This window comes from Streptomyces sp. NBC_00576 (genome assembly GCF_036345175.1).
GTDB lineage: Bacteria > Actinomycetota > Actinomycetes > Streptomycetales > Streptomycetaceae > Streptomyces.
Genome location: NZ_CP107780.1, coordinates 3,965,064 through 3,986,282, shown reverse-complemented (window position 1 = coordinate 3,986,282; position 21,219 = coordinate 3,965,064). Strand labels below are relative to the sequence as shown.

Annotated in this window: 12 protein-coding genes; 9 read left to right on the top strand and 3 right to left on the bottom strand. The window is 71.1% G+C overall.

The window, feature by feature from the left end; translation table 11 throughout:
* The first annotated feature begins 92 nt into the window (after positions 1-92).
* The 4 genes from OG734_RS16810 to OG734_RS16795 all read left to right on the top strand — a co-directional run bounded on the left by OG734_RS16810 (position 93) and on the right by OG734_RS16795 (position 8,917).
* On the top strand, positions 93-2,297 hold the full coding sequence (locus tag OG734_RS16810; protein ID WP_330293688.1) for a serine/threonine-protein kinase: 2,205 nt from the start codon (positions 93-95) through the stop codon (positions 2,295-2,297).
* Positions 2,298-2,449: 152 nt separating this feature from the next.
* Positions 2,450-5,323: a protein kinase domain-containing protein gene (locus OG734_RS16805; protein ID WP_330288314.1), complete on the top strand. Its 2,874-nt coding sequence runs from the start codon at positions 2,450-2,452 to the stop codon at positions 5,321-5,323.
* 129 nt (positions 5,324-5,452) lie between these two features.
* Positions 5,453-7,111 carry a serine/threonine-protein kinase gene (locus OG734_RS16800; protein WP_330293687.1) on the top strand — a complete coding sequence of 553 codons (1,659 nt, stop codon included), beginning with the start codon at positions 5,453-5,455 and terminating at the stop codon, positions 7,109-7,111.
* A gap of 96 nt (positions 7,112-7,207) precedes the next feature.
* Positions 7,208-8,917 carry a serine/threonine-protein kinase gene (locus OG734_RS16795; protein ID WP_330288313.1) on the top strand — a complete coding sequence of 570 codons (1,710 nt, stop codon included), beginning with the start codon at positions 7,208-7,210 and terminating at the stop codon, positions 8,915-8,917.
* 26 nt (positions 8,918-8,943) lie between these two features.
* Here OG734_RS16795 and OG734_RS16790 read toward each other — a convergent pair whose 3' ends face one another.
* The gene (locus OG734_RS16790; protein WP_330288312.1) at positions 8,944-9,894 is read right to left on the bottom strand and encodes a hypothetical protein; all 951 of its coding nucleotides are present in this window, start codon (positions 9,892-9,894) and stop codon (positions 8,944-8,946) included.
* A gap of 193 nt (positions 9,895-10,087) precedes the next feature.
* On the opposite strand from OG734_RS16790, the gene OG734_RS16785 reads away from it, so the two are divergent.
* From OG734_RS16785 to OG734_RS16770, 4 genes are all read left to right on the top strand, one after another.
* Positions 10,088-11,575 carry a diacylglycerol/lipid kinase family protein gene (locus OG734_RS16785; RefSeq protein ID WP_330293686.1) on the top strand — a complete coding sequence of 496 codons (1,488 nt, stop codon included), beginning with the start codon at positions 10,088-10,090 and terminating at the stop codon, positions 11,573-11,575.
* Positions 11,572-13,419, top strand: coding sequence for a serine/threonine-protein kinase (locus tag OG734_RS16780; RefSeq protein WP_330288311.1), 1,848 nt, complete (start codon positions 11,572-11,574; stop codon positions 13,417-13,419). Before OG734_RS16785 ends, OG734_RS16780 begins: the two co-directional genes overlap by 4 nt.
* A gap of 148 nt (positions 13,420-13,567) precedes the next feature.
* Positions 13,568-15,199: a succinic semialdehyde dehydrogenase gene (locus OG734_RS16775; protein WP_330288310.1), complete on the top strand. Its 1,632-nt coding sequence runs from the start codon at positions 13,568-13,570 to the stop codon at positions 15,197-15,199.
* A 63-nt stretch (positions 15,200-15,262) separates the two neighbouring features.
* Complete coding sequence (locus tag OG734_RS16770) at positions 15,263-17,065, top strand: GMC family oxidoreductase (protein WP_330288309.1); 1,803 nt, start codon at positions 15,263-15,265, stop codon at positions 17,063-17,065.
* A gap of 147 nt (positions 17,066-17,212) precedes the next feature.
* Here the strand turns inward: OG734_RS16770 and OG734_RS16765 are convergent, their stop codons facing one another.
* On the bottom strand, positions 17,213-18,250 hold the full coding sequence (locus tag OG734_RS16765) for an LAETG motif-containing sortase-dependent surface protein (RefSeq protein ID WP_330288308.1): 1,038 nt from the start codon (positions 18,248-18,250) through the stop codon (positions 17,213-17,215).
* Positions 18,251-18,978: 728 nt separating this feature from the next.
* Entirely contained in the window at positions 18,979-19,260 is a 282-nt protein-coding gene (locus OG734_RS16760) for a chorismate mutase (protein WP_330288307.1), read from the bottom strand.
* 376 nt (positions 19,261-19,636) lie between these two features.
* On the opposite strand from OG734_RS16760, the gene guaA reads away from it, so the two are divergent.
* Positions 19,637-21,208, top strand: coding sequence for a glutamine-hydrolyzing GMP synthase (gene guaA, locus OG734_RS16755; protein ID WP_330288306.1), 1,572 nt, complete (start codon positions 19,637-19,639; stop codon positions 21,206-21,208).
* The last annotated feature ends 11 nt before the right edge of the window (positions 21,209-21,219 follow it).

Here is a 21,219-nt window from a genome sequence, read left to right as displayed (position 1 = left end):
GCCGTCCGTCCCGAGGGGCACCCGGGGCATCGGCCGGTTGTCGGGTGAGGGACAATGGAGGCTCTGTCAGGGCGGGTTGCATGAGGGGACGCATGTCGGAGGCGGAGCGGGCGGGAGCATCCCGTCAGGACAGGAGTGAGCGTCTCCTCGCCGGGCGGTACCGGCTGGGAGGAGTCCTCGGCCGCGGCGGCATGGGCACCGTCTGGCGCGCGGAGGACGAGACCCTCGGCCGGACGGTTGCCGTCAAGGAGCTGCGGTTCCCGGGGAGTATCGACGAGGAGGAGAAGCGGCGGCTGATCACGCGGACGCTGCGCGAGGCCAAGGCGATCGCGCGGATCCGCAACAACAGCGCCGTGACCGTCTTCGACGTGGTCGAGGAGGACGACCGGCCGTGGATCGTGATGGAGCTCGTCGAGGGCAAGTCGCTCGCCGAGGCCATCCGTGAGGACGGGCTGTTGGAGCCGCGGCGCGCGGCCGAGGTGGGGCTCGCGATCCTCGATGTGCTCAGGTCCGCGCATCGTGAGGGCATCCTGCATCGCGACGTGAAGCCGTCGAACGTGCTGATGTCCGAGGACGGCCGGGTCGTCCTCACCGACTTCGGTATCGCGCAGGTCGAGGGCGACCCGTCGATCACCTCGACCGGCATGCTCGTCGGCGCGCCCTCCTACATCTCGCCGGAGCGGGCCCGAGGCCACAAGCCCGGCCCGGCTGCCGACCTCTGGTCGCTCGGCGGCCTGCTGTACGCGTCGGTCGAGGGTGTGCCGCCGTACGACAAGGGTTCCGCGATCGCGACGCTGACCGCCGTGATGACGGAGCAGCTGGAGGAGCCGAAGAACGCGGGCCCGCTGAAGGACGTGATCTACGGCCTGCTCACCAAGGATCCCGCCAAGCGGCTCGACGACGCCGGTGCGCGCAGGATGCTCAACGCGGTGATCCACGCACCCGAGCCCAAGCCGGCCGAGCCGGAGCCCTTGGACGCCACGAAGGTCGTGCCGTTGCCGGTCATCCCCGGCAAGGGCAAGCGAGCCGACAAGGGCGCGGAGAGCGGGAGTTCGGCCGACTCGGGCTCCGGGGGGAAGCGGGGCGAGGAAGCCGCCGAGCGGTTCCGTGGGGCCTTCCGGTCCGTGAAGAAGGCTGCCGTCGCGGCCGGTGCCGGAGCGGGGGCGGCGGTTCGGACGAAGTCCGCCGACTCTGCTGACTCTGCTGACGCTTCCGGGGCTTCCGGGTCCGGGGAAAAGGCCGGGGCTGGTGCGGGCGCGGGGGCTGCGGCCTCCGATACCGCGGTCTCGGGGAGTGTGGCTTCCGCCGGTGTGGCGGACGAGGCTGCGAAGAGCGGCGGTGCGGCGGACTCAGGGAAGCGGGCCGGGGGCGCTGCTCAGGGGGCTGTCGTTCCCGGTGCTCGGGACGGTCAGGCTCGGGACCGTGCGGCTCAGGGCAGCGAGTCTCAGGGCGGTAACCCCGGTGCCGGGGGGCGGAGTTCGGGATGGCCCGTGGTGCCGCCGCCGGATCTGCCGCGTCGGTCCGTGCCCAGGGCGCCGCTCACCGACGTCGTGCCGAAGCGGACGCTGGTGATCATCGCGGTGGTCGTCGTCGCCGTCATCGTGCTCGGCGTGGTGCTGGCCCTCGTGCTCGGGGGTGACAAGTCCACCGGCAGTTCCGCCGACGGGACGAAGAGCGGTGGGGACAAGGTGACGTCCACGTCCTCCGGCTCCGCCGAAACCAAGGAGGACACGGACGACGGCACCCGTGCGGACGGCGGGCAGAGTGCCGACGCCTCGAAGAGCGCGGGTGCAGGGACCGGCTCGGGTGCGGGGGCCGGCTCGGCGAACTCGCCGAGTGCGACGGCGAGTGGGTCCGGTGGGGCGACGGGTGTGTCCACGCACACGGATGGGCAGGGGTTCTCCATTGGACTGCCCGCCGGGTGGAAGTACGAGTCCACGGGGGCCTCGGGCGCCCGGTTCGCAGGACCGGGCGGGCAGAAGCTCCTCGTTGGGTGGACCACTACGCCCAAGGACGATCCGGTGGCGGACTGGAAGAACCAAGAGCAGTACATGACGCGTTCGCAGTACGACAGGATCCGAATAGAGAAGGTGAACTACCGGGGCTGGAACACGGCCGACTGGGAGTTCACCTACGCGGAGGGCGGGACCACGTACCGGTCGGTGGACCGGGGGTTCGTCGTCACCGACCAACTCGGGTATGGGCTCATGTACACGGCAAAAGCGTCGAATTGGGACAGTGAGCTGCGCAAGGAGACATGGCGGACGTTCACGGAGTCGTTCGAGCCGAAATCGTGATGCGGGCGCTTCCGAGTTGAGGCCGTGAGATCTCGAATCCCCTCTTTGTGAGTTGCCTCCGGCACGTATCGTGAGTGGTTGCGGACCGTACGCATGCAGAACGGGACGTATGGCGAACGGAATTGAGCAGCCGGACGGCCGGGGGAGGCATCGTGGAGGAATATGCGGGGCGGGTACTCGCCGACCGCTACCGCCTGCCGCTGCCGCCGGCCGATGAGTTCGAACAGTCCGAGATTCGGGCCTTCGACACCTACAGCGGGCAGGAAGTCCTGGTCAGGCAGGTGCCGTTGCCCGAAGTCGTCGAGGCCGAGGTGCTCGACGCGGACGGGCTGCCGGACGGGTTCGTGGCGCGGGACGGGCGTCGGGCGCGAGGCGCTGACACGCGGTCCGCAGCCACCCGTCGGCCCAGCGATCCGGCCGTACGGCGTGCCATCGAGGCCGCGCAGGCTGCCGCTTCCATCCCCGATCATCCACGGCTCGACCAGGTCTTCGACGTGTTCGCGCAGGGTGGTTCGCTGTGGATAGTGAGTGAACTGGTACCGGCCCGATCACTGGAGTCGCTGCTCGCCGAGAAGCCGCTGACGCCCTACCGCGCGGCCGAGGTCGCTGCCGATGTCCTCATGGCCCTCCGAGTGCTGCACGCCCATGGCTGGGTGCACCGCAACATCACCGAGCGCACGGTGCTCGTCTGCGACGACGGGCGCGTGATGCTCACCGGCCTGGCGGCCGGGGCGGCGGAAGAGGCCCTGTGCGGGTACGACCCGGTGCCCGGCCGGGACGCGCCTGGGGCGCCGGAGGACGCGAAGGCCATAGGAGGCGCGAGCACGGCTGCAGCTGGCGCTCCGGGGGCCGGCGGTGGTGCGCAGCATTCTGGTGGGGGCGGGAGCTACGGGGTTTCCGGGGGGACGTTCGCAGGGGATGCGGAGGCTGCCCGGCGTGCCGCCATCGAGGCGCGCACCGGTGCGGGTTCGGCGGGCGGTAGCGGCGGGGGCGGTGGGTACGGGCAGTCACCGGCTTCGTCGGCGGGTGGGCCGGGCGTGGCGAGGCCGCAGGGCTTGACCGGCGGTGGGGTCGGCGGTCCGGGGCATCCCGGCGGGAGTTACGGGGTTGTCGGAGGTACGTTCGCCGGGGATTCCGCAACGGACCCGGAGGCTGCTCGGCGTGCCGCCATCGAGGCGCGGGCCGGTGGCGGGGTGCCCGGGGCCGGCGTCGAGGGGAGCAACGGAGGGGCCGCTGGGGGTGAGCCGCGGGCGTTGGAGACCGGCGGGGACATTCGGGCGGCGCGGGCCGGGGCGATCGCCGCGTACCGGGCGGGCGCTCGGGCCGCGGCCCGGGTTCAGGAGGCCGAGCAGAGCGGGCGCACCGCGTTGCCCGGCGCCCGGCCTTCGATCGAGGCGGCCGGTGACACCGGTGGCGGTGTCGGTGCGTACGGCACCGGAGTGGAGCGGGCCCCGGCCACTCCGCCTCCGGGGCAGATCGCAGACCCCTACGGCGTGCGGACGACGACTGCCTGGAACGGTGCCGCCGGTCCAGCGGCCGGGGGCGCCGGACCGGCCGGGCAGGCGCGTACCGCACTCCCCGCCGGAGGAAGCGGCGCCGCGCCGAGCAGGGTCGCCGACAGCGTTCCGCAGCAGCAGCCCCGCCCGCTCACTCACGGCCACCCCCAGGACCAGTCCCCGTCGGCCGACCGCGTCGGCCAACCGACGGGCCGCTGGGGTGACATGGCTGTCGCCGATGCCCCCAGGCGTGGGCCCGCCACCGCGCTGGCCGCCGATCGGGCGCGGCAGGCCCGGATGGCTGTCGTCGGGGCGGTGACCGAGCGTTGGGCGCCCGAGCAGGCCGGGCCCGTGCACGAGAACTGGCAGCTGGCCCCGCCCATCGGTCCCGCGACCGACCTGTGGGCGCTCGGCGCGCTGCTCTTCAGGGCCGTACAGGGGCATGCGCCCTACCCCGAGGAGTCGACGGCCGAGCTGGTTCAGCTGGTGTGTGCCGAGCCGCCCGCCTTCGCGGAGGAATGCGGGCCGCTCAGGCCCGTCGTGGAGTCGCTGCTGCGTCAGGACCCCACCGAGAGGCTCGACTTCGAAGAGCTGAACGGCTGGCTGCGCTCCCTCGTCCGGTCGGCACCGGAGCCGGAGGCCGGCGTGCACCTCGTCGCCGCGCCGCCCACCGATCCGCGCCGGCTGCCGATCGTGCGGCGCAGGGGCGAGCTGGTGCGCAGGCGCCGGGCAGGCCTGCCCGCGACCGGTCCGCACGGCCGGCACAAGCGGGCCAGGCAGGAGCAGGCGCCGCGCAAGCTGGGCCGCAACCTGCTCCTCCTGATACTGCTCGCGCTGGTCGCGGCGATCGCGTACGCCATGTTCTTCATGCCGAAGGCCAAGAGCGACGGAGCGCAGGACGGGGAGCGGACCGGTTCCGCCGGGGAGGTGAGCGCTTCGCCGGAGCGGTCGGCCGACAACCCGGACGCGAGCAGCGAGCCACGGCCCGAGCAGACCTCGCCCGGCAGCGGGAAGAGCAACAGCGCCTCCCCGTCGGCCGGTTCGTCCGAGGGGCAGGCGACCCCTGGCCCCGATGCCGCCGCCGGTTTCACTGTGCGCACCGACCCTGACGGCTTCCGTATCGCCGTCGCCGACGGCTGGGACCGGACGGGCAAGAACGGGCGCGGCCAGGTCGTCTACTCGCACGGCTCGTTCCAGCTCATCGTCGTACCGGGCCGGGACACCACCAAGGCGTACGGCGCCGATCCGATGGCCTACCAGCGGGAGCGGGAGTACGAGTTGCAGCCGTTCCGCGACTCCACCTGGGCCACGTCCAGCGGGATGCGGACCATCGAGGTGGGCGGACGGACCATGGCAGAGGGGCAGTTCACCTGGCAGAACAGCTCCGGCAGCGAGGTGTTCGTACGCAATCTCGCGATCATCGTCGACGGGCGGTACCACGTGGTTCAGGTGCGTGGACCGGAGGCCGAGCGGGACGAGGTGACCCGTTTGTACGAGCAGGCGTCGGCCACCTACCAGTCCACCGGCTGACAGCGGGGCCCTGTCGGGCGGGCAGAACCGTCACAGTGCTGTCCCCGTAGGGGCCCCTGCGGTTCCCTCAGGCGAGAGGTCTCCTTAGGCTTGCCCCTGTCAAGACCATTGCGGGGAAACGTGAATCAGATGCAGGGCCTGCTCCTCGCGGGCCGCTACCGGCTCGTCGATGTCATCGGCAGCGGTGGCATGGGCCGGGTGTGGCGTGCGCACGACGAGCTGCTGCACCGTGCCGTCGCCATCAAGGAGTTGACGGCCGCGCTGTACGTGTCCGAGAGCGAACAGGCCGTCCTGCTCGCTCGTACCCGCGCCGAGGCGCGCGCGGCGGCGCGGATCAACCACCCCGCCGTCGTCACCCTGCACGACGTACTCGACCACGACGGCCGGCCGTGGATCGTGATGGAGCTCGTCGAGGGCAACTCGCTGGCCGACGCGGTCAAGGACGCCGGCCGTGTCGAGCCGCGCGAGGCCGCCAGGGTCGGCCTGTGGGTGGTGCGCGGACTGCAGGCCGCGCACGCCGCCGGTGTGCTCCACCGGGACGTCAAGCCCGGCAACGTCCTCCTCTCTCAGGACGGCCGTGTCCTGCTCACCGACTTCGGCATCGCCCAGGTCGAGGGGGACACGACCATCACCCGTACGGGAGAGATCGTCGGATCGGTCGACTACCTCGCCCCGGAACGGCTGCGCGGCGAGGACCCGGGACCGTCCTCCGACCTGTGGGCGCTCGGCGCCACGCTGTACACGGCGGTCGAGGGCCGGTCGCCGTTCCGCCGCACCTCCCCGCTGACCACCATGCAGGCGGTCGTCGAGGACGAGCCCGCCGAGCCGCGGTACGCCGGTCCGCTCGAGCCCGTCATCACGGCCCTGCTCCTCAAGGATCCCGCCGTACGGCCCGGAGCGGCCGAGGCCGAGCAGATGCTCGCGGAGGCGGCGGAGGGGCGACGGCCCCGCGCGGCCCAGCAGTACGTGCCGACACTTCATGCCGGGTCGGTGCGGATGCCAGGGGAGGGGGACGTCGGGACCTTCCGTATAGGCGGGGCGGCAGTCGGCTCTCCTACGCCGCACCAGGGGATCGCCGTTGCTCCTGTCGCCCCTGTCGGGCCGCGCCGCCGGGGTCGTACGATCGCTCTCGTCGCCGCGCTGGTCGTGCTCGTCGGCGGGGGTGGCGCGGTCGCGCTGCACCAGTGGAACTCGGGGGCACGCAAGGCCGGTTCAGCCGCCGCGGCCACTCCGTCCGCCACACCGTCCGTCACCCCTTCTGCCTCTGCCTCTGCCTCTGTTTCTGCCTCCGCCGGTGCGGGCGGACAGCCCTCCGCCGTGCCGAACGCCGTGCCGAAGGACTGGGAGCGTGTCGACGATCCGGCCGGTTTCAGCCTCTCGCTGCCGAAGGGGTGGACGCGGACGGTGGAGAACGGCCAGATCGACTACTCGCCCGACGGCGGGAACCACTTCCTGCGTATCGCCATCGACCAGAGCCCGGATTTCGAAGACCCCTACCTCCACCAACTCGACCTGGAAGAGCAGCTCAAGCGGCTCCGCGACTACCAGATGGTGAGCCTGGAGTCGAACGTCTACCGCGACCGGAAGGGTTCGCTCTGGGACTTCACCTGGACCGCGCTGGCCAAGGACTCGGCCTTCCCGGGGCCGCGGCGGGCCATCGAGCAGGCGTATCTCGGCCGGGACGGGGCCGAGTACCTGCTCTACATGTCCGCTCCGGCGGCCGACTGGGCGACCGCGCGCGAGCAGTTCGCGGCGGTGCTGCGCGGGTGGCGTCCGAACTCCGGCTGATCGAGCCCCGTGCACAACGGGCCTGTACGGCGGTTGTCGGTCATCCGCTGCTCACCGCTCCGGAGTCGCGTCCTCCGGTGCGGCATGATGAGGCTCATGGGGACCGAGGGGGACAGCTTCCGTGTGATCGCCGGGCGGTACCGCCTGGAGGCGAGAGTCGGCCGGGGCGGCATGGGCGTCGTCTGGCGGGCGACCGACCAGCTGCTCGAACGGCGGGTCGCGGTCAAGGAGCTGACGCAGGACACCTCTCTCTCGACGGACGAGGCTCGGCTGCGGCGCGACCGCACCCTGCGTGAGGCGCGCGCGGTCGCCCAGTTGAGCCACCCGCACATCATCGTCGTGCACGACGTCGTCGAGGACGACGAACGCCCGTACATCGTCATGGAGTTGATCGACGGCGGTTCGCTCGCCGACCGGATCTCCCGGCGCGGCCCCGTCGACGCCGACGAGGCCGCCCGGATCGGCATCGCCCTGCTGGGCGCCCTGGGTACGGCCCATGCCGCGGGTGTGCTGCACCGGGACATCAAGCCGGCGAACGTGCTCCTGGAGGACGGTACCGACCGGATCGTCCTCACCGACTTCGGTATCGCCCAGGTCGCGGGCGCGACGACGCTCACCGAGACCGGCTCCTTCGTCGGCTCGCCCGAGTACACGGCGCCCGAACGGATGTCCGGCGTCAGAACCGGGCCGGAGTCCGACCTGTGGTCGCTCGGCGCGCTGCTCTGCACGGCCCTGAGCGGCGAGTCACCCTTCCGGCGCGACTCGTTGGGCGGCATCCTGCACGCCGTCGTGATCGACGAGGTACGGCCACCGGCGCAGGCCGCGCCGCTTCTGCCCGTCGTACGGGGGCTCCTCGAACGGGATCCCGTCAGGCGCCTCGACGCGGCGGAGGCGGAACGGATGCTGCGGGCGTTCCGGGCGACCGGGCGTACGCCGAAGCTGACGGCCGGGTACACGCCGGGCCGGCAGCAGGCCAGGACCCAGAGGCGCGAGGAACCCGGCGGCCGGGAGGCGACGCCGACGGCCTCTCGACGTACGGCAACTTCCCGTATGGCTCCCGCGGGCACGGCGGACCGGTCGCCGCGGCCCTCCGGGCGGACCGCGCTCGTTGCCGCGGTGCTGGTCGCGGCGCTGGCCGGGGCGGGGGTGTCCGCGGCGGCGCTGCTGATGCACTCGGGGGACGGCAAGGGCGAGAGGCCGGGGAGCACGACGACAGCGACGGCGACAGCGACGGTGTCGGGGACGGCCGCCGCCACGCCGACGGCGTCTGGGACGGCAGCGGCGTCGGTGTCACCCAGCGCGGCCTCTGTGCCGCCCGGTACACCCGGGCCTTCCTCCCCTTCCTCCCCCTCTTCCCAGACCGCTCCCTCCGGCTATCGCCTCGCCCACGACCCGCGCGGCTTCTCGCTCGCCGTTCCGGACGGCTTCACGCGCACCGCGCAGAAGGAGCGCGTCTTCTATCTGTCGCCGGGGGAGACCTTCAGACTCGGGATCAAGATCACCGACCCCCAACCGGGAGGCCCACTGGCGGTGATGGAGAGGGCCGACGCCAACGGGGCCTCCGCGAACCCGGGTTACCGCGACGGGCGGGTCACCGAGACCGTGCACGCCCAACAGGTCGCCGCGCTCTGGGAGTTCACGTGGGACGGCTTCAGTGCGGCGGAGGGGCCGCGGCACACCTATGACCTGTGCTGGGAGGAGGGCGGGCGGATGTACGACGTGTGGGTGTCGGCGCCCGTCGGCAAGGTGCGGGAGGCCAAGGAGTATTTCGATGTCGTCCTGGACACCTTCGTCGCGGGTGGGTGACCGGACAATCGATGGAGGCGGCGATTTCAGAGACGGACGGCCGCCCTGAGAAGTCCCGCCTTCCCGGTCCTGCCCACCCGCAGGGCGAATCCGCCGCCGGGACGGGAAACCGGCTTCGCGTGCCAAAGGCCGCTCCGACGCCACCACTTGACCGCGCCCAGACCCTTCGGCGGCTGAGGCAGGGGCAACGCCCGCTCCCCGAGCCGTAGTTCGCCGCTCCACACGCCCGGACCCAGCTCGGCGACAGGCACATGGACGGTGAACTGCTCGCTGTGCGGGGGCTGTACAGCGGTGAAGACCGCCGTGGCATCAGCCTCCTCCGCGTTGCTCAGGTGCACGGTCAGGGCCCCGCGCGGGTACGCGCCGAGCGTGCAGCGGCCGGTTATCAGCAGCTCGGTGGGGCGGCCTGCGTGCCAGCGGATGTCGCCGAACGCGAGCCGCTTCAGCACCGGGTGTTTCCGCTCGCCGAGGTCGATCGTGTAGTTGCCGTACGGAACGGTGGTGTAGAGGGTGACGGCCCGCCTGCCGCGTAGGGTCTCCACGATCCGTACGTCGGGACGGCCGGACAGCCGGTCGGCCCGGCTGCTGCCTATGCGTACCTCGCGCGTGAGCGCCTTGGCGCCGACGGCGAGGGATATGTCCCACAGCCCGTCGGCGAGGGGCGTTCCGTCGGCGACCGTGTCGATGTCGAAGTCCGCCTCGAATCCGGCCTTCTCGTACGAGTACCGACCTTCGTCCTCCTCATCCTCCTCGGCGCCGATGCACGGGGACGCGGTGCGCGTGACGGGCAGTCGGTACTCCGTTCCCGACTCCCGCTCGCGCAGGACGAGTTCGGTGGTGAAGTCGTCGGTCTCGACCCGGTGCGGGTACGCGTATCCGTCCAACCGCACCCGGGTGCACCGCAGTTCGGCCCGCGAGACGTGGTGCCTTATCTCTGTTTCGTGCTGTCTCAGAGAATTCGTTTCGGGCACGGTCATCGGCACGTTCTCCAAACAGTGCGAAGTGTGAAGTGCGAATGCGCGCGCCGTTATCGGATATGCGTGGCGACTGGTTCGTGAAGATACCGTGACCTGATCGTGTCTTCAAGGTGAGAGCGCCCCGCTTTGTTCCTCCTGTGAGCAGGCTGAACAGGAACTCTGCTAAAACGTCGACATGGACATGGACACCGGCGTGGGCATCGAGCTGTTCGGGCGTGCGCATGCCCGGCAGCGCTGGGCGGCGCGCGGTGCGCTCGGAGCCGCCGGGCTGGCCGTGCTGCTGCCGATCGGGTACGCGGGCCTGGACAGCCTGCTGCTCGGAGTGGTCGGCGTGGGCGGGGCCGTGCTCACCGCCTCCGGCCTGTGGTGGGCGCTCGCCAGGCGCGGCCTCGTGCGGGGCGTGGGGGCGGTGCTCGCCGTCGCCACCCCCATCGCCGTGGTCGCCCTCTTCGCCGCCGCCAACCTGCTGTGGCTGGCGATCGTCTCCCTCGCCCTGTGGGGCGCCGCCGTGTGGGCCGGAAAGTTCGCGCTGAGCAGCACCAGGTCCCATGTCGTGCCGGTCCGCGAGTACGAGGCGCCCGCGCCCCTGAGGCCCTTCCTCCTCATGAACCCGCGCTCGGGCGGCGGAAAGGTCGAGCGTTTCCGGCTGCGCGAGAAGGCGGAGCGGCTCGGTGCCCGCGTCCACCTGATCGACCCCGACAAACCAGAGCCCGAGGACGTCGTCGCCCTGGCCCGGGAGGCGGTCGCGGCGGGCGCGGATCTGCTCGGCGTGGCCGGCGGCGACGGCACCCAGGCCCTCGTCGCTGGCGTCGCCGCCGAACACGGGCTGCCCTTCCTGGTCGTGTCCGCCGGTACGCGCAACCACTTCGCCATGGACCTCGGCCTCGACCGGGACGACCCGGCGACCTGCCTCGACGCCCTCACGGACACGGGCGGCGTGGAGCTGAAGGTGGATCTGGGCTTCCTCGACAGCGGCGCCGACAGGGCGGACGACGGCGGTACGGCGGGCAGCCGCCCCTTCGTCAACAACGCCTCCTTCGGTGCGTACGCCTCGATCGTGCAGAGCCCCGCCTACCGTGACGACAAGGTCGGCACCACCCTGGGACTGCTGCCCGAGCTGCTCACGTTCGAACGCGGTCCGACGCTGACCGCGACGGCGTACCCGCAGGCGCGGAAGCAACCGGGAGAACAGTCCGGGATGACGGTCGTGCACGGGCCGCAGGCCGTGCTGGTCAGCAACAACCGGTACCGGATGGACGACTTCGCCGGCCTCGGCCGACGCGAGCGCCTGGACGCCGGTGTCCTCGGGGTGCTCGGCATCAAGGTCGAGGACGCGGCCCAGGCCGCCGAACTGCTGCTCGGCCGGTACGCCACCGGCATGACCGTCGTCACCGCCCACGAGGTCGTCGTCGACGCCGACCTGCCCGAGATCGAGGTAGGCCTCGACGGCGAGGCCCTCGTCCTGCCCACCCCCGTCCGCTGCCGCGTCGAACAGGGCGCCCTGCGCGTCCGCGTCCCCCGTGACCGACCCGGCGTTCCCGCGCCGACGCCCCCGATGGACTGGCGGCGGCTGCGCAAACTGGCGGCGACGGTGGGTCGTACGGCACTGCCCCGCCGTACGACGGACGCCCTGAACCGGCGTCGACAAGCGTCGGTCCCGCAGGGTAGGGATGGGGCATGAGCAACGGCGGGGAAGGCGGCGCGGACAAGGGTGGGGGGAACAGAGGTGGGGCGTACAAGGGCGACGAGGGGCGGCTGGTCGGTGGCCGGTACCGGCTGACCGAGCGCATCGGCTCCGGCGGTATGGGAACCGTGTGGCGGGCCCAGGACGAACTCGTCGAGCGTGAGGTCGCCGTCAAGCAGCCGAGGCTGCCCGGGGACCCGCAGGACGCCGCCCACCAGCGGATCGCCCACCGCCTGCACCGGGAGGCGCGGGCCGCCGCGCGCGTCGACCATCCCTCGGCCGTCTCCGTCCATGATGTCGTCGTCGAGGACGGACTCCCCTGGATCGTCATGGAGTTGGTGCGCGGCGAGTCACTGCACGAGGTGCTCCAGCGCGGCGCCCTCAAGCCCGCCGAGTCCGCGCGCATCGGCCTCGCCGTGGTCGGCGCGCTGCGTGCCGCGCACTCCGTCGGGATCGTCCACCGGGACGTGAAACCTGCCAACGTGCTGCTCGGACAACATGGCCGGGTCGTCCTCACCGACTTCGGCATCGCCCACATCATGGGCGAGGAATCCCTCACGATGAGCGGGGAGTTCGTCGGCTCCCTCGAGTTCATCGCGCCCGAGCGCATGTCGGGCCGGGGCGCCGGCCCCTCCTCCGACCTGTGGTCGCTCGGCGTACTCCTGTACGCGGCCGTCGAGGGCTGGTCCCCCTTCCGCCGTACGACCCTCGAGTCCACCCTCGCCGCGATTCTCGCCGCCGAGCCGGTCCAGCCCCAACAGGCGGGTCCGCTCGGACCGTTGCTCGTACGACTGCTGGTGAAGGACCCCGCCGAGCGCCCCGACGCGGACGAGGTCACGGCGGCCCTGGAAGCGGTGGCCAAGGGCTGGCCCCTGCCGAAGGCGCCGGAGAGCGGGGAGTTGACGAAGGCTCAGGAGCCGGTCGGAATAAGAGAGTTCGCGGACGACGCGGGAACGGTACGACTGAAGGCTGACGGCCGGGCGCCAGAGCCTGCTCCCCTGTCCGAGCATGCCCCCCTGTCCGGGCCTGCCCCTGTGTCCAAGCCCGAGCCGGAGTCCCCGTCCGAGACCAGGGCCGATTCCGCTTCCGGGCCCGAGACAGCCGTACCCGGCACACCCGTACCCGGGGCCGTCGGCGCCGAGCTCTCCCCCGAGACCCGCGCCACCTCGCTGCCCGCCCCCAAGCCGCCGCGCCGCCGACGCCCCCTGCGGGTGGCCCTCGCGGTCCTGGCCGGCGCTGTCGCGCTCGTGGGCGCAGGCATGCTGTTCGAGGGCACGGTGATCGATACCAGCGGTGAGGACACGGCGGTCGCGGTGCGGGAGCCGCGCGCCACCCCGGGCGACGTACCCACCTCCGTTCCCGCGCCGACGGAGGTCCTGCCGACCCTCGACAGCTGGCTGGCCCACGAGGAGAAGGACCTGAAGGCGGTCCTCGCCCTGCCCCGCCAGTACGTCCGGTTCCATGAGCAGGGCGACGCCGCCGACCAGCCCCGGATGGCGATCTACGACAACGACGAGGTCATCCAGGTCCGCCTCACCATGTGGGACAAGGCGCCCCGCTCGCCCCTGGGGCAGGCGAATGAGGCCGCCGAGACCTGGTCGGGATACGGCGAGTCGCGCACCCAGTACACCGACACGACCGTCGACGGCTACGAGGCCGTCCAGGCCGACACCACGTACGAGACCGAGGGCAGGCTCGTCCGGGTCATGCAGGTGGAGATCCTGACCGACGACGGGCGTCTGTACGAGCTGCGCGTCGACATGCCCAAGGGGACGGCGAACGAGAAGCGGGGCATGGAAGTCTTCAAGGGGGCGCGCGACCAGCTCGAAATCGAGCGGTAGCGAGCCGGCGGCGAGCGACACCAACGCCCTGATCAGCGGATTCGTTGCCAGCACTCACTGGCGGCATGCGAGCCTGGTGTGCGCACTCGGTGAATCCGGGTTACCCATGGGTACCCAAAGCCTGCGAGTCCGTCATACGCTGCGGCTCATGACGGACTCGCAGGCCCCGGTAAAGCCCGGCACCGACGCCCCCACCGGTACGAACCCCCTGGCACCCGCGCCCACAGGCGCCCGCACCGCCGCCGACGTGGTCACCCCCGAGCTGGTCGCCCAGCTCACCAAGGGTGTCGTCGGCTCCGGCCGCACCGCCAACCACACCCCGTTCACCGGCGAGAAGCTGGCCGACCTGCCCGAGTCGACCCCCGAGGACGTGGAGAAGGCGTACGAGCGGGCCCGCGCAGCCCAGGCCCTCTGGGAGCAGACCCCGGTACGGCAGCGCGCCGCCGTGCTGCTCCGCTTCCACGACCTGGTGCTGGCCCGCCAGGCCGAGGTCCTCGACCTCATCCAGCTGGAGACCGGCAAGGCCCGCCTGCACGCCCACGAGGAGGTCCAGGCAGTCGCCGTGGCCGCCCGCCACTACGGGCGCATGGCCCCCCGGTACCTGAAGCCGAAGCGGCACGCGGGCGCGATGCCCACGCTCACCAAGGTCACCGAACTGCGCCACCCGCGAGGAGTGGTCGGCCAGATCGCCCCCTGGAACTACCCGCTGGAGCTGTCGGTCGGCGACGCGATCCCGGCCTTCGTCGCGGGCAACGCGGTCGTGATGAAGCCGGACACGGAGACCTGCCTCACGGCCCTCTGGGCCCGGGACCTGCTCATCGAGGCCGGGCTGCCCGCCGATGTCTTCCAGGTCGTCCTCGGTGAGGGCCCGGTCATCGGCCCAGAGGTCGTCAAGCACGCCGACTACGTCTCCTTCACCGGCTCCACCCGCACCGGCCGCGAGGTCGCGCAGGGCGCCGCCGCGCGCCTGGTCGGGGTGTCGCTCGAACTCGGCGGCAAGAACGCCATGTTGGTCCTGGACGACGCCGACATAGAGAAGGCGGCGGCGGGCGCGGTCCGGGCCTGCTTCTCCTCCGCCGGTCAACTCTGCATCTCCATCGAGCGGTTGTACGTCCACGAGTCGATCGCGGACGCGTTCGTCGAGCGCTTCGCGGCCCGTACGAAGGCGATGCGGCTCGGCAAGTCCCTGGCGTACGGCGCCGACATGGGCTCGCTGGTCGGCGAACGCCAGCTGGAGACGGTGACCAAGCACGTCGACGAGGCGGTCGCGAAGGGCGCGAAGGTCCTCGCGGGCGGCACGGCCCGCCCGGACATCGGCCCGTACTTCTACGAGCCGACCATCCTCGACGGCGTCGAGACCCCGATGGCCGTCTGCTCGGAGGAGACCTTCGGCCCGGTCGTCTCGATCTACCGCTTCAAGACGGACGACGAGGCGGTGGCCCTCGCCAACTCCACGCCGTACGGCCTGAATTCCTCGGTCTGGACGAAGAGCGGCGCCCGTGGCCGCGCCGTCGCGGCCCGCGTGCGCTGCGGCACGGTCAACGTCAACGAGGGCTACGCGGCCGCGTACGGCAGCGTCCAGTCCCCCATGGGCGGCATGAAGGAATCCGGCCTCGGCCGCCGCCACGGCTCCGAGGGCATTCTCAAGTACACCGAGGCCCAGACGGTCGCCCAGCAGCGCCTGCTGCCGCTGGCCCCGGCCCTGGGGATGGACGACGAGAAGTACGCGGAGTTCATGAGCAGGAGCCTCAGGGTGATGAAGGCACTGCGGCTCCGTTAGGGCTGAGGCTGCGTCAAGGCCGCAGCCGCGCCAGGCAGGTTCTGTTCTCAACGAGGAGAGCAAGTGTCGTACGACAGCGATCACGACTACGCCTATGACTACGACGTCATCGTCGTCGGCTCCGGCTTCGGCGGCTCCGTCACCGCCCTGCGCCTGACCGAGAAGGGGTACCGGGTCGGCGTACTGGAGGCGGGCCGCCGCTTCACGCGCGACACGCTCCCCAGGAACTCCTGGGACCTGAAGAACTACCTCTGGGCGCCCAGGCTCGGGATGTACGGCATCCAGCGCATCCATCTGCTGGGCAACGTGATGGTGTTGGCGGGCGCGGGTGTCGGCGGCGGTTCGCTGAACTACGCCAACACCCTCTACGTACCGCCGAAGCCGTTCTTCGACGACCCCCAGTGGCGTGACATCACGGACTGGCAGGAGGAGCTCAGCCCGTACTACGACCAGGCCCGGCGCATGCTCGGCGTACGGCTCAACCCGACGATGACCCCCTCCGACGTTCACCTGAAGGCGGCGGCCGAGCGGATGGGCGTCGGCGACACCTTCCATCTGGCGCCGGTGGGCGTCTTCTTCGGCGACGGCGCGGACGGAGAGGGAGGGGAGGGCGCGGTGAAGGCGGCGCCGGGGGAGCAGGCCCCGGACCCGTACTTCGGCGGCGCCGGGCCCACGCGCAAGGCGTGCACCGAGTGCGGCGAGTGCATGACGGGGTGCCGGCACGGCGCGAAGAACACGCTCAACGAGAACTACCTCTACCTGGCCGAGAAAGCGGGCGCGGTCGTCCACCCCCTCACGACGGTCGTGTCCGTCACGGACGACTCGCGCGGCGGCTACGCGGTGGCCACCCTCCCCACCGACGGGAAGAAGAGCGGGGGGCGCACCCTCACGGCCCGCCGTGTCGTCCTCGCGGCCGGCACGTACGGCACCCAGACCCTGCTGCACCGTATGAAGGCGGGCGGCCAACTCCCGCATCTCTCCGGCCGGTTGGGCGAACTGACCCGTACCAACTCGGAGGCGCTCGTCGGCGCCCAGACCGACGACCGCCGCTATCGCAGGGCAACGGGCGAGGCGAAGGTCGACTTCACGCGCGGAGTCGCCATCACGTCCTCCATCCACCCCGACGAGAACACCCACATCGAACCCGTCCGCTACGGCAAGGGCTCGAACTCGATGGGGGGCCTGTCGATCCTCCAGGTCCCGTACGCGGAAGGGTCGTCGAGGGCCCTGGGCTGGCTGGCGAACGCTGCCCGCCACCCCCTCCTCGTCCTCCGCTCGATCTCCAACCGCCACTGGTCGGAACGGACCATCATCGGCCTGGTGATGCAGTCCCTGGACAACTCCCTGACCACCTACCTGAAGCCGAAGGGCGCGGGCAAAGGCCTTTTGACGGCCCGTCAGGGTCACGGCGCCCCCAACCCCAAGCAGATCAGGGCGGCGACGGAGAGCGCGACGGCGATCGCCGCGGAGATCAACGGCTTCGCCGGCAGCAACGTGGGCGAACTGATGGGCATGCCGCTGACCGCCCACTTCCTCGGCGGCTGCCCGATCGGCGATTCACGGGAGACGGGCGTGATCGACCCGTACCACCGGCTGTACGGCCACCCGGGCATCTCGGTGGTGGACGGCGCCGCGGTCTCCGCGAACCTGGGCGTCAACCCGTCCCTCACGATCACCGCCCAGGCCGAACGAGCGATGTCGTACTGGCCGAACAACGGCGAGGCCGACCCGCGGCCGGCCCAGGGCGCCACGTACGAGCGTCTGAAGCCGGTCGAGCCGAAGGCCCCGGCGGTCCCGGCGGAGGCGTTCGGCGCGCTGCGGCTGCCGTTCCTGGGGATACCGGCAGTGCCGAAGAAGCAGTCATAACGGCACGTACGGAGAAACACGTACGGAGAAAGAGGAGAAGGACCCGCGTCCGGAGAAACAAGAGAAGGACCTGCGCCCGGAAAATAAGGGAAGGACCCGCGCCCCCCTCCGAGCGCAGGTCCTTCCCTTGTTCTTGCGGAGGCCTGACTACGCCTCGGTGCCCGCCTTCCGGCGACGCATCGCGAACACCGCACCGGCGCCGGCGACGACGGCGACACCGCCGACGAGGCCGATCATCGGCAGGGCCGAGCTGGAGCCGGTGTCGGCGAGGTTGCCGGTCGGCAGGTCGGAGACGCTGCCCTGGGGCTTCTTGACCGAGTCCTTGGGGCCGCTGTCGTTCGGCGTGGCCGTGCCCGGGTCGGTGTTCGAGGTGCCGGCCTTCAGAACCCGGAAGTCGTACTGGGCCCAGCCTTCGGCGATGCAGTCCTGGCCGTCGACGTTGTCGATGTAGGCGCCGGAGCCGAAGGAGTAGGCGTCGCCCGCGGGGGCCTGCTTGGAGATGCTGACGCGCAGATCGACGGACTCGCTCGCCTTGGCCTTCAGCTTGGCGACGTAGAAGAAGTAGTCGCCGGCCCAGTCGTCGTCGCCGATCCGGTCCCAGGTGCCGGTCTTGGGGTTCTTGAACTCCAGGTCGACGTACGGGCTGAGGAACTTCGCCTCGTCGACCTCGTAGTTCTCGATCACCGCGTAGAAGGCGACACCCTTGATGTCGGCCTTCGAGTCGTTGGTGACGATCAGCTTGAAGTTGTGGAAGCCGTCGCCCGCGACGATCTTGCCCGGCAGGCCCTTGATGTCGGCGGACACCTGGGCGTTGCCGTAGTTCTCGTCGAGGTCCTCGCAGAACGGGACGTCCGGGTCCGACGGGTCCTCGCTCGGCTCGGCGGAGGCCGACGCGGAGACGGAGGGGGACGGGGAGGGCGAGGTGGAATCGCTCGTGCTCGCGCTCGGCGAGGCGCTGCTCGACGACGGCACGTCGGACGGCAGGCCGGTGTCGGAGGGCGCGGGGTCCGAGGGGGTCGCCGAAGCGGTGTCGCTCGGGCTCTGCGAGGGGGTCTCGGTGACCGCAGTCTCGCTCGGGGTGGGCGAGGGCGACTCGTCGGCGAACGCGGAGGGCGCGGACAGCAGGGCGAGTGGGGCTATGACAGCCGTCGCCGCTGCTGCGGCCATGGCACGGCGAAGCTTCATGAAGACCTCAAGACCTCAGGACGTCCAGGTATGGGGCACGGGCGTGGCCCCTGGTTCTGAACGTGTGACATGCGCCGACTGTGAATGGTTGCTCTTCGCTGACAGAAAACTTATGTGTGCTGGGTCACATCTGAGGTGGCGAGTCGCCTTCGGCTGCCGGGTGGACGCGGCATGGCAATGGCAAAGGGCCCCGCGGGGCGGAGCCGCGGGGCCCTTCTCCGTCAGCACCGGCGTCAGGGCAGCGCCGGTGCCTGGGGGAAGCGGCGCCGGGGGGTTGCGCCGCATTGTTGGTCTGTACCCACGGTCGGCGCCCCGGCGTACGAGGGGCGCACGCCCGGTCTGGACCAATGGCAGTCGGGGATCGCAAGGCAATGCACTTGCCTGCTGCGGGACTTGGAGTTGTTCTTGCATCGTGCTGGAAGGTCACGGAGTACGCAACCTTTTGACCCGGGCTCGTACTTTTTGGCCCCTGTGCCGTGCCGTGCTGTGTCGACTGTGTTTACCGGTCGACCCCGGGCGTCCCCGGGGTCGACCGGTCTCTGGGGTGACCGGGCTGCTGTCCCCTGCTGTCCGGTCACAACCCTGGAGCCACGCGTGGTTTGTGCGGGCCCGCCCCTGGCTGGCACGGACACCGGTACCAACGAGGGCCGGGGACGCCGGTCACGCGCTGTATGGGTGAGACGGCGCCCGAACTCAGATGCGACCCGAACCCGACCCTGGACCCGGACTCAGATCCGGCCCCGGCACAGCTCCAGCAAGGTCATCGCGAGCGAGGTGCCGGGCCTGCCCAGCGCGTCCCGGTAGTGGCTGAGGACGTCCATCTCGCGGGACAGGTTCACACGCCGCCCGCCGGAGGCGATCCGCGACTCCTGGATCACGGCGGACACGGCCATCCGTTCCTGGACGAGACCGATGATCCGGTCGTCGAGAGCGTCGATGCGTTCCCGTGCGCCGGCGATCACATCGGCGGCCTCGGGGGTACGGGCGCCGGTCACATCGAGAGAGGTCATTCGGAGCTCCTTGTCGGAATGGGTGCCCCGGACCGGCAGGACCCGGAAACGGCAGACGCCCCGGGCCTTGTCGGCCCGGGGCGCCTGGGAAGTCGCTTGTCAGTTGCTCAAGCAGCACGACCATGGCAGCCGGTAGGCCGGTTGCCATAGGTAAAGAGGAAGGTCGGGTGCGTGAGCATAGGGGTCAGTATGCACAAGGGAGGGCGCCCTTCCAAGCGCGGTGCACCATTCCAGCCCGTCCGGTGTTCGAGGACGAGGCCGTCCAGCCGAAGCGGGGGGGTCTGGGGCGGCAGCCCCCAGTGGAGGGGAAGGTGCCCAACCTCCACCCCGGTAGAATCGACCCCACAGACCCCCGCCCAACCGCCGGAAGGCCCTCGTGTCAGCAGCGACCCCCGCCCCCGACACCGTCCTGGTCGTCGACTTCGGTGCGCAGTACGCCCAGCTCATCGCCCGCCGAGTCCGCGAGGCCCGGGTCTACAGCGAGATCGTGCCGAGCACCATGCCGGTCGAGGAGATGCTCGCCAAGAACCCGGCGGCGATCATCCTCTCCGGCGGCCCCTCGTCGGTGTACGCGGAGAGCGCCCCCAGCGTCGACCGCACCCTCTTCGAGGCCGGCGTCCCCGTCTTCGGCATGTGCTACGGCTTCCAGCTGATGGCGACCACCCTCGGCGGCACGGTCGACAACACCGGAGCCCGCGAGTACGGCCGTACGCAGCTGGCCGTCACCAAGCCGTCCTCCACCCTCTTCGAGGGCACCCCGGCGGACCAGTCGGTGTGGATGTCGCACGGCGACGCCTGCTCCGCCGCCCCCGAGGGCTTCTCGGTCACGGCGTCCACGGACGTCGTCCCGGTCGCCGCCTTCGAGAACGACGAGAAGAAGCTGTACGGGGTCCAGTACCACCCCGAGGTCATGCACTCCACGCACGGCCAGCAGGTCCTCGAACACTTCCTCTACCGGGGCGCGGGCCTGACCCCGTCCTGGACCACCGGCAACGTCATCGACGAGCAGGTGGCGCTGATCCGCGAGCAGGTCGGCGACAAGCGTGCCGTGTGCGGCCTCTCCGGCGGCGTGGACTCGGCGGTCGCCGCAGCCCTCGTACAGAAGGCCATCGGCTCCCAGCTGACCTGCGTGTACGTCGACCACGGGCTGATGCGCAAGGGCGAGACCGAGCAGGTCGAGAAGGACTTCGTCGCCTCGACCGGCGTCACGCTGAAGGTCGTCGACGCCGAGGAACGGTTCCTGAACGCGCTCGCCGGTGTCTCCGACCCCGAGGAGAAGCGGAAGATCATCGGGCGCGAGTTCATCCGTGTCTTCGAACAGGCGCAGGCCGAGATCATCGCGGACGAGGGTCCCGAGGTCGCCTTCCTGGTGCAGGGCACCCTCTACCCCGATGTGGTCGAGTCCGGTGGCGGTACCGGCACCGCGAACATCAAGTCCCACCACAACGTGGGCGGGCTCCCGGAGGACCTCGAGTTCGAGCTCATCGAGCCCCTCCGCCAGCTCTTCAAGGACGAGGTCCGGATGGTCGGCCAGGAACTCGGCCTGCCGGACGAGATCGTCCAGCGCCAGCCGTTCCCCGGCCCCGGCCTCGGCATCCGCATCGTCGGCGAGGTCACCAAGGACCGCCTCGACCTCCTCCGCGAGGCCGACGCGATCGCCCGCGAGGAACTGACGGCTGCCGGCCTCGACCGCGACATCTGGCAGTGCCCGGTGGTCCTCCTCGCGGACGTGCGCAGCGTCGGCGTCCAGGGCGACGGCCGTACGTACGGCCACCCGATCGTCCTGCGCCCGGTCTCCTCCGAGGACGCGATGACCGCCGACTGGTCCCGCCTCCCGTACGAGGTCCTGGCGAAGATCTCGACACGCATCACGAACGAGGTCGCGGACGTCAACCGAGTCGTCCTCGACGTGACGAGCAAGCCGCCGGGCACCATCGAGTGGGAGTAGTCCCGCAGGCC

What these genes read in the sequence shown, in the direction of transcription:
- OG734_RS16810 (WP_330293688.1), top strand. Translation starts at nt 93, where the DNA reads ATGTCGGAGGCGGAGCGGGCGGGAGCATCCCGTCAGGACAGGAGTGAG.
- OG734_RS16800 (WP_330293687.1), top strand. Translation starts at nt 5,453, where the DNA reads ATGCAGGGCCTGCTCCTCGCGGGCCGCTACCGGCTCGTCGATGTCATC.
- OG734_RS16795 (WP_330288313.1), top strand. Translation starts at nt 7,208, where the DNA reads ATGGGGACCGAGGGGGACAGCTTCCGTGTGATCGCCGGGCGGTACCGC.
- OG734_RS16790 (WP_330288312.1), bottom strand. Translation starts at nt 9,894, where the DNA reads ATGACCGTGCCCGAAACGAATTCTCTGAGACAGCACGAAACAGAGATA.
- OG734_RS16780 (WP_330288311.1), top strand. Translation starts at nt 11,572, where the DNA reads ATGAGCAACGGCGGGGAAGGCGGCGCGGACAAGGGTGGGGGGAACAGA.
- OG734_RS16775 (WP_330288310.1), top strand. Translation starts at nt 13,568, where the DNA reads ATGACGGACTCGCAGGCCCCGGTAAAGCCCGGCACCGACGCCCCCACC.
- OG734_RS16765 (WP_330288308.1), bottom strand. Translation starts at nt 18,250, where the DNA reads ATGAAGCTTCGCCGTGCCATGGCCGCAGCAGCGGCGACGGCTGTCATA.
- OG734_RS16760 (WP_330288307.1), bottom strand. Translation starts at nt 19,260, where the DNA reads ATGACCTCTCTCGATGTGACCGGCGCCCGTACCCCCGAGGCCGCCGAT.